Origin of the sequence: Photorhabdus luminescens subsp. luminescens (assembly GCF_001083805.1) — a bacterium.
In the GTDB taxonomy this organism is placed as follows: Bacteria; Pseudomonadota; Gammaproteobacteria; order Enterobacterales; family Enterobacteriaceae; genus Photorhabdus; species Photorhabdus luminescens.
Genome location: NZ_JXSK01000010.1, coordinates 15,080 through 28,208 on the forward strand (window position 1 = coordinate 15,080; position 13,129 = coordinate 28,208).

The 13,129-nt window shown below is 38.4% G+C and carries 11 protein-coding genes; 10 read left to right on the top strand and 1 reads right to left on the bottom strand.

Annotated elements, in window-relative coordinates:
* The first annotated feature begins 100 nt into the window (after positions 1 to 100).
* The 6 genes from TI10_RS19805 to TI10_RS19830 all read left to right on the top strand — a co-directional run bounded on the left by TI10_RS19805 (position 101) and on the right by TI10_RS19830 (position 7,448).
* The gene (locus TI10_RS19805; RefSeq protein ID WP_049585187.1) at positions 101 to 1,129 is read left to right on the top strand and encodes a PLP-dependent cysteine synthase family protein; all 1,029 of its coding nucleotides are present in this window, start codon (positions 101 to 103) and stop codon (positions 1,127 to 1,129) included.
* Positions 1,119 to 2,309 (top strand): argininosuccinate synthase, encoded by a 1,191-nt coding sequence (argG, locus tag TI10_RS19810; RefSeq protein ID WP_049585065.1) that lies wholly within the window; start codon positions 1,119 to 1,121, stop codon positions 2,307 to 2,309. The genes TI10_RS19805 and argG overlap by 11 nt, the downstream gene beginning before the upstream one ends.
* On the top strand, positions 2,306 to 3,109 hold the full coding sequence (locus tag TI10_RS19815; protein WP_049585066.1) for a dimethylarginine dimethylaminohydrolase family protein: 804 nt from the start codon (positions 2,306 to 2,308) through the stop codon (positions 3,107 to 3,109). Before argG ends, TI10_RS19815 begins: the two co-directional genes overlap by 4 nt.
* Positions 3,110 to 3,132: 23 nt before the next feature.
* On the top strand, positions 3,133 to 4,830 hold the full coding sequence (locus tag TI10_RS19820) for a carbamoyltransferase family protein (protein ID WP_049585067.1): 1,698 nt from the start codon (positions 3,133 to 3,135) through the stop codon (positions 4,828 to 4,830).
* A gap of 181 nt (positions 4,831 to 5,011) precedes the next feature.
* Positions 5,012 to 6,142: an MFS transporter gene (locus tag TI10_RS19825; protein WP_244161668.1), complete on the top strand. Its 1,131-nt coding sequence runs from the start codon at positions 5,012 to 5,014 to the stop codon at positions 6,140 to 6,142.
* Complete coding sequence (locus tag TI10_RS19830) at positions 6,087 to 7,448, top strand: ATP-grasp domain-containing protein (protein WP_244161669.1); 1,362 nt, start codon at positions 6,087 to 6,089, stop codon at positions 7,446 to 7,448. Before TI10_RS19825 ends, TI10_RS19830 begins: the two co-directional genes overlap by 56 nt.
* A gap of 36 nt (positions 7,449 to 7,484) precedes the next feature.
* Here TI10_RS19830 and TI10_RS19835 read toward each other — a convergent pair whose 3' ends face one another.
* Positions 7,485 to 8,201, bottom strand: coding sequence for a helix-turn-helix domain-containing protein (locus tag TI10_RS19835; protein WP_049585070.1), 717 nt, complete (start codon positions 8,199 to 8,201; stop codon positions 7,485 to 7,487).
* A 271-nt stretch (positions 8,202 to 8,472) separates the two neighbouring features.
* On the opposite strand from TI10_RS19835, the gene TI10_RS19840 reads away from it, so the two are divergent.
* From TI10_RS19840 to cysQ, 4 genes are all read left to right on the top strand, one after another.
* Entirely contained in the window at positions 8,473 to 9,093 is a 621-nt protein-coding gene (locus TI10_RS19840; protein ID WP_049585071.1) for a peptidylprolyl isomerase, read from the top strand.
* A gap of 568 nt (positions 9,094 to 9,661) precedes the next feature.
* A complete protein-coding gene (locus tag TI10_RS19845; RefSeq protein ID WP_049585072.1) occupies positions 9,662 to 10,765 on the top strand; it encodes a hypothetical protein in 1,104 nt (367 codons plus the stop codon).
* 122 nt (positions 10,766 to 10,887) lie between these two features.
* Positions 10,888 to 12,261, top strand: a complete 1,374-nt coding sequence (locus tag TI10_RS19850; protein ID WP_049585073.1) for an MFS transporter — start codon at positions 10,888 to 10,890, stop codon at positions 12,259 to 12,261.
* A gap of 118 nt (positions 12,262 to 12,379) precedes the next feature.
* A complete protein-coding gene (gene cysQ / locus TI10_RS19855; protein ID WP_049585074.1) occupies positions 12,380 to 13,123 on the top strand; it encodes a 3'(2'),5'-bisphosphate nucleotidase CysQ in 744 nt (247 codons plus the stop codon).
* Positions 13,124 to 13,129 lie beyond the last annotated feature (6 nt).

The window sequence follows — 13,129 nt, forward strand, 5'->3', positions numbered from 1 at the left end:
TGCATTAAATATTGAATTGATTGACTTATTTGTTAATAAAAATACCTTGTCATCATTATATGTTCTTCATATTAACCCAGACATAAGGGATAAAGCGGGTATGAAACTTGGTAAAAACATATTACAAACTATAGGTAATACTCCAGTAGTTATGTTGAATGGTAGATATACTAAAGGTATTAATGTCTTTCTCAAGATGGAGAATATTAACCCCAGCGGGAGTATTAAAGATCGTATTGCAGTTGCTATGTTGGAAAGGGCTGAGGCTCAGGGAGAATTAAGACCGGGAATGGTGGTTATTGAACCATCATCGGGTAATACGGCAATTGGTTTGGCAATGGCGTGCGCGGTTAAAGGTTATCGATTTATTGCGGTTTTGGACCGCATGGTGCCGGCAGCGAAACGCGATAAAATAAAAGCATTTGGTGCGGAAATTATTTTCCTGCCAGAATTTGAAGCGGGAACGGATACTGTCAAATATCGCATTGATTTAACTAAAGAGATTATCAAAGCCTATCCGAATGCGTTTAGTCCCATGCAATTTGAAAATCAAGTTAATCCTGATGAGCATTATCAATCCACGGGGCGTGAGTTGTATGAAACCTTTGGCAATAATTTGACGGCTTGTTTTGCGACGGCAGGGAGTTGTGGAACTCTTACTGGGATTTCCCGTTATTTGAAAGAGAAAAATCCACAGGTGCGAATTTATGGTGTTGAACCTGTAGGGTCGGTTATTTTCGGTGGTGAATCAGGAAAATATTTGGTACAAGGCGCGGGACTGACGTTTATACCTTCTATTCTGGATTGTAGCAACATTGATATCACCTTGAAGGTTGCAGATATTGATGCATTCCGTATAGCAAGAAAATTAGCCAGAAATGAAGGTATTTTAATTGGTGGAACGGGAGGTTGTGCGGTAAGCGCAGCATTAAATCACCTGGATGATTTTAAACCTGGAGATAATATTGTTGTCATTATTCCTGATAGTGGAGAACGTTATATCGACACAATTTATAATGATATTTGGTTATTTGAAAATAATTTCTCAGAATTAGTTGAGGAGAGTAAAGCAGAACCTGAACTAGAAGAAATTATTACAAACATGGGGTGTACACTAAATGAGTTCTGATCGTGTTTTGGTGATTTACTATAATCGCCTCTATAATCCTCTTATCATAAGGAGTCTTAAATCTAAATATAAAGAGGTGATTGCTCTTTATATTGATGAAGGTCAGGTAAGAGATATTGAAGATATTGAGTTGGAATGCATGGTTGCGGGTGCTGATAAATTTATCTATAAAGACTATCGAGCACAATATGCTGAACACTTCCTTACAAAAGCGATAAAAGCGAATGCTATTTATCAAAATGGTTATTTTCTCAGTGCTGCACTTTCCCGGCCTGCGATTGCAGAGGCGGCAGTTGAAGTAGCTAATGAGCTCAATATTGATTATATTGCCCATCAATTTAGGGGTAATGATCAAGTCAGAATGGATATGAATATAGAAATTCTGAATAAAATACCTATTGCTTCGTTGAGAGATTTTAAATACGACGAAAGTGTCGTAAATAATTATGCTATGAATTATGGTATTCCTCAAGAATTTGGTTGTAATAACCCTTATTCTACCAGTGAAAATATATGGGGATTAAGTATCGAATGTGGTCCGTTGGCAGAACCAGAAATGTTAATTCCTGAAGATGTCAAAGAGAAATTATTTGAGCATGCATTATCGGCCACTGAACCAATATTGTTGTCATTAGGTTTTGAGAATGGAATACCGGTATCGATCGATGGTGAAAAGAAATCATTATATGAAATTATTGAAATATTAAATGAAATTGGTAAAAAGCTGTCAATTGGCATTTTTGATATTGTTGAAGATGGCATTGTCGGTTTGAAAACACGCGCAATTTATCAATCACCTGCTGCACATATCTTAATTACCGCTCATCGTGATTTGGAATGTTACTGTAGTAATCGTAACGAGAATTGGTTCAAAGAGACAATCGATAAAAAATGGGTTGAATTAGTTTATTCTGGGCTTTGGTATGATCCTTTATTAACTCATTTAAACCATTTTATTGATAGCATGAATCAGAATGTCAATGGTGAGATTAGGCTTGAATTAGGCTATAAATATGCCAACGTTTGTTCCCGTACTTCAAAGGCGACTATCTATGATGATAATTTAGCAATATATAATTGTGGACATTTATATAGTCAAAACGATGCGGAGGGATTTGCAAAAATATTTAATATTCATACTAAGCAAAGTGCTAAATCTAAGATGAGGCAAATATTATGATTAAAGAATTATTAATGTGTAAACCTGACTTTTACGATATTGAATACGTTATTAATGATTGGATGGACCCTAATAATAGAGTTAATAAAGAGTTGGCGCAACAACAATGGGACTTTCTTTATGAACGGCTGACTGAACGCGGTATCACTATTCGCACTATCGATCCTGTTAATGGTTTGCCTGATATGACATTCTCAGGTGATTGTGGCATGGTACATAATAATAAATTCCTTGCTAGTAATTTCCGGCACGCTGAACGCCAAGGGGAAAGTCAGTATTATATTGATTATTTGGAAAATCTAGGTTACGAGATACATCGTGTTGATGAAGGTATCTATTTTGAAGGGCTTGGAGATGTTATCTATTGGGAGAATGATATCATATTTGGTTATGGTCCTCGCTCAGATAAAGAAGCAATAAATACCATTCAGAAAGTCTACCCAGAACTTAAAGTTAAAGGTGAACTGCATATTCAGGATAAGACTTTCTTTCATGTGGCTTTAGCATTCTCATTTATTGACAAAGATACGGTTATTTACTATCCAGAGGCATTTACTAAAGAGAGCCAAGATTATATTATTGAAACGTTTGAACGTCGGATATCAATATCAGAACATGACGCTAGGGAATTATTTTCCTGTAATAATATCCCAGTAGGTAAAGATATTTTCATGCATGATTGTTCTATAGAGGTAGAGCGTCAATTAAATAATTATGGTTATAATGTGGTTAAATGCGATATGAGTGAATTCTTAAAGAGTGGTGGTAGTCTGCGCTGCTTAGTATTAAAAATTAAATAATTATAATGGGAGGATAATAAGTCATGTATATTTTAGGTATAAATTCGGTTTACCATGAATCAGCAGTTTGTTTGTTGAAAGATGGCGAAACTATTTTTGCCATCGAAGAAGAGCGTTTAAATAGAAGAAAACACGGAAAACCAGCAAATATTGATAATCCTGATGAGTTGCCATTAGCTTCTATTGAAGTTGCATTAGACTTCGCGGGTATTAGCTTGGAGGATGTGAGTCATATTGGGTTTTCTATCGATCCGATAGAGCGAAGAAAATCAATCTTTATTGATGAAGTCACCCATGAAGGAAGTTGGGGAAGTGTATCGGGTGAATCTATTTTCTATCGTAAAACCACTTCAGTACCAGAAATTTTGCAATCAATGGGATTCCGTGGGCAATTTCATTGGGTTCCGCATCACACAGCGCATGCGGCATCTGCTTATTTTGTTTCGCCATTTGATAAAGCGCTAACCTTATCACTTGATGGTGTTGGAGAGGATAATACCGCAGGGGTATATCTGGGCGATGGCAATAGTCTGAAAAAAATTAAAACCATTGAATATCCTCATTCAATTGGTTTTATGTGGGAGAAATTAGCCGAGTTCCTAGGTTTTTCTGTATACGATGCCTGTAAGGTAATGGGAATGTCAGCTTATGGCAAGCCTGAAGGTTTTATACCGGCGTTCCGACAATTCGTTAAAATTTATGAGAAAGGTGAGTTTACTATCGATAACACCATTCTCAATTTCCGCAGCCAAGAATTTTCTAAATTAGAATCCCTGTTTGGTATTGCGAAAAGAGTTCCGGGTGGGGAGGTGGCGCAGGAATATTATGATATTGCCGCTTCTCTCCAGCAAATAACTGATGAAATAGTGTTAAATATGGCTCGTCATTATTTGCAGGAAACCGCAACGAATAAACTCTGCCTTGCGGGCGGTGTTGCATTGAATTGCATAACCAATAAGCGATTATATGAAGAGTTGGATATCGAGGATATCTTTGTTCAGCCTGCTGCACATGATGGCGGGACTGCTACAGGTGCCGCACTATTTATTTGGCATCAAATTCTTGAGAATAATCAACGCTATCCTCTGACTCATACCTATTGGGGTCTGGAATATAGCGAAGATGATTACCAGCGTAGTTTGAAGGCTTATGGTTTGGACTGGACATATGAAGAGAATATTCATGAAGTTGTCGCAGGCTTGCTGGCTGAAAATAATGTCGTTGGCTGGTTCCAGGGGAGAATGGAATTTGGGCCACGAGCATTAGGTAATCGTAGTTTGTTGGCTGATCCGAGAAATAAAGATATTCGCGATTTAATGAATCGTAAAGTTAAACATCGTGAAATGTTTAGACCATTTGCGCCTAGTGTATTGCGTCAACATGTTGCTGATTGGTTCCATGTTCGGAAAGAATTACCGGAAGCGGCAAAATATATGTTGTTAGCAATGGATGCTAAAGTGGATAAAGCATCACAAATTCCGGCGGTAGTTCACGTAGATGGTACTGCGAGGGTTCAAGTTGTCGATAGTGCATCAAATCCAGGTTATGCCCAGTTGATTGAGGCATTTTATCGGAAAACCGGTGTACCTTTGCTGCTGAATACCTCTTATAACGATAGCGAGCCGATCGTTTGTTCACCTGATGATGCCATTAAAACTTTCATGAAAACAAATATTGATTATTTAGTTTTGGGGAACTATTTGGTTAAATCTATTCATTAATTATTGCATAGTAAAAATCTATCCCAGTAGGCATAGTGGATGGAATCAGTTTGAGCCTTGCTTAGTATCAAATTGATAAATAAAATAGCCTAATGGGATAGATAATAAGGTTGAGGTAATATTAATGATATATAGGATCATACTGGCTCGATTTTTTTCTGTTTTTTCAGAGGCATTTGTTATGTTCGCTGTGCCTGTATTAGTATTTACCTCAACTAATAGCGCTTCACTTTCGTCTTTTGCTTTTGGGCTTGAACGGTTATTCAGGGTGATTTCACTCCCCATTTCTGGTTGGATGGGCGACAGGATGCATACATTGGTTATGTTATTCCTGAGTGATATTCTTCGATCATTAGTTTGTTTATTTCTTTTTATCCTTTCATTTATATATTCTGATAATAACATCGTATATATCATTATTCCTCTCTCATGTGTTTTATCCTTTTTTAGTGGGGCGGGATATGTCAACCTTGAAGGTTTTGTCTCTAAGAACATGAGTTCAATAGAATTACCTTCTGTTAACTCTCGTTTGCAATTCGTTGAACAGTTTACCTATATTGCAGCTCCGGTGGTTGTTGGTGTGCTGGTTTATAAATTCAGTGTCTATGCAGTATTTGCATTTGCATTTTTTCCTTTCCTGATTAGTAGCTTGATATGGTTTCAGCTACAAAGGAAAAACCAGATTGAAGAGCACGCTAATAGAGAAAGTTATAATCTGCCGGCCATTTTTAAATTTCTGATGGGAAACCCATCTTTGTTACGCGTCATTAGCCTGACATTTTTGATGAATGTGATGCAAGGCGCTATTTTGTCAACGGCAGTTTATGTTATCACTAGCGTTTTTTCACAGCCGAAAGGAAGTTATGCTCAGCTTTTGGCTTATGCGGGGCTGGTGAATTGTTGTGTGTTTCTTATTGCGCCAAAATTGTGTCGAATTTTTGATGTACGTGTCGTTGGTGTAACGGCTTTTCTGATTGCATTATGTGGTTTAACACTATTTGCTACTGGGCCGTTATTTGTGATTTACACATTAGGTTTCTTACTGGTCATTGGTGCGGAAGGTTGTTTTAATCTTTTTTCCCGCTCTTATCGAGCAAGTCTTATTCCGAAGCAGCGTTTTTCCCAGTATCTTGGTGTGGTGTTGGTTTTGAATCAGTTAGCGACACCTTTAACCAGTTTCATTTGTGCTAATTTACTGAATTATTTTTCCTACAATAGTATTTATCTGATATTCTCTGCATTTGTTTTATTGATGTTTGTCATTATTAATCCTTATCGTTCGCTTAAATTTAATCTGCATAATAGTCAATAATGGAGGAAATATGAGTTCGAAAAAATATTTGTTAGTGCTTGATTATCTTCCGGCAAGGCTGAGTGAAATCGTTAATATTCGTGATTATATTCGATATCATTACTCTCTTGAATTAGTGATTATTAGCGATATGTTGTCCGGTGAGGAGAAAGATATTACACCATTTGTCTATCATATTCCTGTGCGAGCAGAAAATTATGTTGATAGTGTGATGGCTGTTCTTGCTGAACTTAATATGACATGTGCGGCTATTCTCCCCTTTATGGATGCGGTATCTGGGTGTGCGGCTGTTATCGCGAAGAAATTAAACGTTTATGGCGATGATCCCGAATTAAGTTTCGCAGGTATTGAGAAATATCAATTCCGCCAACAAGAAACTCGGATATTACCACTGCTTGCGGCACAACATATTAAGACACCTCGATATACTTTCATTAGTGAGATTAAAGAATTAGAAGAATTTTATGACTCTGTTCCATATGGTGTGATTATTAAGCCTAATTGTGGTCGAGCAAATATAGGTGTGGTAGCGGTTAAAGATAGAAGTAAAATCCCAATGGCTTTTGCTCAATCTGTTGAGCAATCTGGTGGTAATCAAATTCTTGCAGAAGAACTTATTATTTTCGATACAGAATATTCGTACGATGGTATTGGTTGTATGGCGTTTTTAACGCAAAAAGTTTCTCAGAAAGGGGAATATCCTGTTGAAATAGGGCAAATAGTGCCGGCGCAATGTGATGGCAGAAATACGATTGCATTACATAAAGCAGGGCAGGCAATGAATCTGATCTCAGGGCAGACTCTTGGCGCATTCCATAATGAGATTAAGCAAGATAGTAAAACGGGAGAAACTTTTCTGGTTGAAACTAATCGTAGACCTGCGGGTATGCGTATTTGGGATATGGCTAACCGGGTATATGGTATAAGTTTGCAGGAAATTTGGGTTGACCATTTAGTCAAAGGATTTAGTGATCGAATGATATTGCCTGAAGCGAGGGGAAGAGCATTTTTAATTAATTTGCTGGCAGGTAAAGATGGAAAGATTAATGACAAATTTGATAAAACAGAAGTTAATAAAGTATTATTAGCATCTGTTGATAATATTCTGAGTAAATTATATTACGAAATTATTGCAATAAAAATTAATTTAGAGAAGAATTCATTGGTTTACGAAATACCAAAAAGCAATAATGATTTCTGTGGTTACGTTTGTGTGCATATTAATGATGAGCACGTCAAATGTGAATCCCTGATGAATGAAATTAATGATGCATGGAGGGACATATTGTCTAATTATATTTTATAGTTTCGTATAGTTAGAGCCTTATTTTGGCTCTAATGATTATATAATTAGATTATATGCTATTGCTTTAGCAACTGCTGCGACTTTATTGGGAACTACTAATTTCTCCATAACATTGTTAATGTGGAAATTAACTGTTCTTGTTGAGATATCCAGTATATCGGCTATTTCAGCAGAGGTTTTTCCTTCACAGGTCCATCTTATGACTTCAACCTCTCTGGTAGAAAGTGTTGGGACAATGATTTTATCCTTTTTATTTTTTAGGTTATTGAATGTTTTTATGCATTCATTTGCCAATATGCCTAGCACGCCTGCTTTATTAAGTATTTCATTGTGGGAAATAGTGCCTTCTTTTCTGGCAACTGAAAAGATTGACCTTTCGCCATGATAACCTTTGATTTTTATTGAAAGACTATTTTTCACTTCGTTTTTATTTTGATTTGATTTTTCAATCATAAAATCAGCGTTTTCTGATATTTTATCATTACAAACTGACGGAATGGAGAATGTGTAATCACCATTCATTAATTGGTCGCTGTCGTGATTATTATCTTGATTATAATTGTTTGCGGTTTCTATATTTAAGTTGGTTATTAGAACATATTTTTTGGTCGTGAATGGATATTTTTCTTCCTGATAAATTGAGTAGAATTCAAAACCCAGATAATTTATCGCGTTTAATAGCCTCTTTTCTAATTCTGGCATGGTTTTGGAATTTTTAATTTCAGATAAAATCTCATTAAATAATGTATTCATAAGATTTTCCTCATTATGTAATATTTGCAATAAAATTAATTTTATATAAAAAATATTTTATTCATATAATCAATTATAAGTAAAAATATATAAAAATTGGATTTTTATATTGTAACCTTTAAGGAGTGAATATGCTACTTAGAATTATATCGATTATTAGCTCTTATATATTTCGTCGACATGTATTTTTCTAGTGATATCTTTGGTTTACCCTACTGCATAGCGCTGTTATGCTTACAGGCCTAATTTTAATTTGATCACAGGTATTTTCATGGCAAAACTTTCTTTTGACTCTATCGAAGCACAAGCAAGTTATGGGGTTGGCTTGCAAGTTGGTCAGCAATTACTGGAATCTGGCCTGCAAGGTCTGGAACCAGAAGCGCTGTTGGCAGGGTTGTGTGATGCGTTGGAAAATCATTCTCCAGCGGTGCCGGTCGATATATTACATCGTGCCTTACGTGAAATGCATGAACGTGCAGATGGTGTGCGTCGTGAACGTCAACAAGCTATGGCAGAAGAGGGTCAGAAGTTCCTGGCAGAAAACGCCCAGCGTGATGGTATAAGTACCACAGAATCTGGTTTACAGTTTTCTGTACTGAAACAGGGTGATGGTGCAATTCCTGCCCGTACTGACCGCGTGAGTGTTCATTATACGGGGCGTCTGATTGATGGCACCGTGTTTGACAGCTCAGTACAGCGCGGCGAACCTGCTGAATTTCCTGTAAATGGTGTGATTGCCGGATGGATTGAAGCATTGACGTTGATGCCTGTCGGTTCTAAATGGGAGCTTTATATCCCTTATAATTTGGCCTATGGCGAGCGTGGCGCTGGCGCATCGATTCCCCCATATAGTACTCTGATTTTTGAGGTGGAATTATTGGATATTCTGTAAGTTTTATCCAGCAGTAGGATTAAGAATAGCCGGTATACTCGCTTCAGACTACTGATAAACCCATTCAAAAAGTGGGAAGTGTTTTCAGATTATCGAAAATTTCAGCTAGTATGTTGCTGATTAACTGGCTTTCTCTTGATGTCCCAGTTATTTTCTTAAATGGGTTTTTTGGTCTGATTAATTTTCGCTTTTACCTAAAAAGCAGATGGTAACGCTATTTTCTTGGTATTTCGTGCTGTTGCCGTCAATATTTGGGTTCTCTCTGACCTTAATCATGATCATAGTTCTGTTTCGCATTGGCAAGTCTAGATTCCATTTTCTCCTTTCTCTTGTTAACTCTTATTTACTTTGCCTGATTTTCAGTCATTTTAAGGTATTTTTTATTTCTTTAGTAACTTTAATAACAAATAAATAATGTTTTGTTTGTTTTTATTATAAAGACAATGTTGATTTATTAAATATATTGAAGAATAGTGTGACTACTTCATTGCACATTGCATCAACGATTGTAAAAGGTCTGGCGGATTAATAAGTCAGGAATGTTATCTTGATATACAAGGAAATGGAAATGAATACAATTGAAATATCGTCATTAATACCCTATTTTTCTCGCCGTATTAATTCTGAAAGTCTTTACCGAATTTCCCCGAAAAAAATGGCACAGGCTATTGATGTTAGTATTGATCTGGGAGAAGAAGAACGTAAGCCGACAAAGGGGATACCTGGCTATTTTGCTTATGGTTGGCGTAGCGCTGTCGACCGAATAATTCACGCTAATACACTCGGAGTGGAATATATTTCTCTGAGATTTATCTCGTCGGCAAATAGAAATAATAATATTGAGGCTGGCTTAATATTATTTGAAGAAACACTGCAAAATATACTGGCTTCGATTGGTTCTGTGCCAGTAAAAATGATTGTCGATCCTTTTGGTCTGGCGTTAACGGAGGATGGGCAATGGGGAGTGCAGGATAATAACGGTAATTTTGATAAGGAACAAACTCATAATCTGTTGGAAAAAATAGGCTTTATCCTTTCGCACAATTATGTTCATGGAGTGGTTACGTTGGGGCGTTTACCAGAGGAAGTGATGTTGACGAAAAAGGGGATCAGTAAGGCGGGGGATTATACGAAAATTTATTCGTTCTCCCAAAATAGTGAGACCAGCACTGCCTATGTTTATTTGGATACTATAGGCCATAATACCGGCCAGAAAATCATGCAAGGCAATGTAAAAGAGATGGATTTGTGGGCGCTCCTCGATATTTGGCATGGTACCGATGTCTCGGTGATTAAACCAATGGAAAGTTTTCATCTGATGAGTTCGTTGCGTTACCTCATTGAGAATGAAACTGCTCGCAAACAATTTTTGAATTCTCCTGATGTTCAGGATATGGCCGAAAAAAATGCCTTTGTCGCCAAAAGCCTGGTGGAAATGAATGCATTTCCTCTTGAGCTATCACTGAAATGCTCCCGAATCAAAATGGCTGGTTATACGGTCTCTGGCACAACTTATATGCTAGCGCTATTGGCGCATGAAAAGGGTCCTGAAATGGCGAGGGCACGGATGGAGGAAATGTGGATAACAGCGCTTGGTGTGATGGATGAACAGTGTAAATGTCTGATTGATCGCAATGTGGTCAAATATCTTGAAGGTTCAATTCTTGCTTAGGTAAATTGATACGATATTGCCATATGTTTCAGATGATAATGAGCCCTAAATTATTGTTGTCTGAAACATTAATTATGTATGGAAAAGCGTGGCTATATTCACCCTCTTAATCATAGGACTATATGAATTCTTCTAATCAAGATACGAAATACAGAGCCATATTTATCGCCATCATGATCGTCACCTTTATGATCGGTTTTGATACAACTGGCTTAGGGGTTGCTATCCCGGTGATCGCAACCGAACTTGGTTTCGGTGTTAAAGAAGGCGCATGGCTCAGTATTTCTTATACGGCGGGTTTCGCCGCTTTCTTATTACCTGCCGGAATAATCACTGATCGTCTGGGAGCTATGAGGACACTGATTTCCGCCTTGTTGGTGTTCGTTGTTGCTTCTTATATGTCCGTTAGTTGTGTCTCTCTTGACAGTTTTACTTTTGTTCGTTTAATTCAAGGAATTGCTGCCGCCTTTTTAAATACAGCGGCGATGGCGCTGCTGAATCTCCTGTTTCCAATGGGAAGTAGTAATCGCTCACAGGTTTTCAAAACTTGGTCAATGATACTTGGGCTGAGTTTTTCTCTGGGGCCGCCTCTGGGGGGCTTGATAATCAGGATGCTAGACTGGTCATGGATATTGTTGCTCAACTTGCCCTTAGGGGGGCTGGTTGTATTCTTGATGTTGAAAAGAAAAGGCAGCGCCTTGTCTGCTGGTGGAGCGTTAAGCCGTGTTTCGTTATTTAGTACCTTACCAGTGACGGCGATTCTGCTATTGGTCACTATGTATCAATACATCGAGCAAGTGCTTCCGGGGCAAAGTGGCACTATCGTCAAGGCAATGTTACTTATCTTCGGGGTAGTAAGCGTTTGGTTGTGTCACCGTTTTTCCGCACGTAGTTTCACTCGCTTACCTGAGCTTAAAAATGGTGCTTTTCTTATCTCATTGGTTCTGCCGATTATTTTTTCTATCGCCTATTGGAGCCTATTTGTGGTGTTGCCGCAATATTTCGCGGTGAAGTTGGGTTTTGATGCATTGTATCTGGCTATGACAATGCTATTGCTTTCTTTGCCGTTAACCTTGGTGCCTTTATTGAGGGTTGCCGAGCGTTTCAATCTTCAAGCTACCGAGGGATTCCTGATGTTAACGGTTGGACTGGTGTTGCTCGCGGGTATCTTTAGTCCGGTTGTTGATGGGAATGTCTGGTTGTTGGCGGCTGGGTTGTTGCTGTTGGGTACGGGAGCGGCAGTACTTAATCCATTAATGGCAAGGTTGGTGATGGATAATGTTGCTCCTGAGAATTCAGGATTGGCGGCAGCCCTTACCAGCACGTTGCGTCAAACCGGGTTTGCCGCAGGAGTCGCTTTTTTTTCATTGTTGACGCAATACAGCAGGGAATCTGTCATCCATATCTCGGAAGCTATGGCGTTACTGATAGCCGCTATGTTGTCTTTGGTGGCGCTTGCGGTATGCATGGGTTTGCAACGAAGTCGTGGGTATTAACATAAGGTTTTTAATGCTTAGTTTAAGAGGGGTAATAAAATTCTTACCGTTCCAATAAAAAGATCAATTGGTAATATAGTCTAAAATGATAACGGATGACTAACCGCAGAGGTGTATGATGCTAGAACAAATCTGCCAACTGGCTAAGGAAGCTGGTGCGGCTATTATGACAATTTATCAGGATGAACATCCTCTGAAAGTTGATCATAAGCAAGATGATTCACCGGTTACTATGGCTGATATTGTGGCTCATAAAATCATTAAAGCCGGATTATCCCGTATCGCTTCGGAAATTCCATTGTTGTCGGAAGAAGAGCTTCCCACTTGGGAAGAGAGGCGTGATTGGAAGCGCTATTGGTTAGTTGATCCTCTGGACGGGACCAAGGAATTTATTAATCGTAACGGTGAATTTACGGTTAATATCGCTTTGATTGACGAGGGCGTTCCTGTGATGGGAGTCATATATGCTCCTGTGCAGAATACGCTTTATTTTGGGCAAGGGCGGCAGGCATGGAAAAAGACCTGTGGTGGTCAATGTTTGCCGATTAAAATTCGTGATGCTAATCCACCCATAGTAGTCGTTAGCCGCTCCCATATGGATACGGAATTAGAAGATTATCTCAATCAGTTAGGTGAACATCAGACGGTTTCTGTGGGATCTTCGCTAAAGTTCTGTTTGGTGGCGGAAGGAAAAGCGCAACTTTATCCTCGCTTTGGGCCCACTCATATCTGGGATACTGCGGCGGGTCACGCTATAGCTATTGCTGCTGGCGCTCATGTGACGAACTGGAAAGGTCAGACGCTAGATTATACGCCTCGTGAATCATTCTTGAATCCGGGATTTAGAGTAACGATTTTTTAATTGTGA

Coding starts and splice junctions, on each gene's coding strand:
- TI10_RS19805 (WP_049585187.1), top strand. CDS start 101: ATGAAACTTGGTAAAAACATATTACAAACTATAGGTAATACTCCAGTA.
- argG (WP_049585065.1), top strand. CDS start 1,119: ATGAGTTCTGATCGTGTTTTGGTGATTTACTATAATCGCCTCTATAAT.
- TI10_RS19815 (WP_049585066.1), top strand. CDS start 2,306: ATGATTAAAGAATTATTAATGTGTAAACCTGACTTTTACGATATTGAA.
- TI10_RS19820 (WP_049585067.1), top strand. CDS start 3,133: ATGTATATTTTAGGTATAAATTCGGTTTACCATGAATCAGCAGTTTGT.
- TI10_RS19825 (WP_244161668.1), top strand. CDS start 5,012: ATGTTCGCTGTGCCTGTATTAGTATTTACCTCAACTAATAGCGCTTCA.
- TI10_RS19835 (WP_049585070.1), bottom strand. CDS start 8,201: ATGAATACATTATTTAATGAGATTTTATCTGAAATTAAAAATTCCAAA.
- TI10_RS19840 (WP_049585071.1), top strand. CDS start 8,473: ATGGCAAAACTTTCTTTTGACTCTATCGAAGCACAAGCAAGTTATGGG.
- TI10_RS19845 (WP_049585072.1), top strand. CDS start 9,662: ATGAATACAATTGAAATATCGTCATTAATACCCTATTTTTCTCGCCGT.
- TI10_RS19850 (WP_049585073.1), top strand. CDS start 10,888: ATGAATTCTTCTAATCAAGATACGAAATACAGAGCCATATTTATCGCC.
- cysQ (WP_049585074.1), top strand. CDS start 12,380: ATGCTAGAACAAATCTGCCAACTGGCTAAGGAAGCTGGTGCGGCTATT.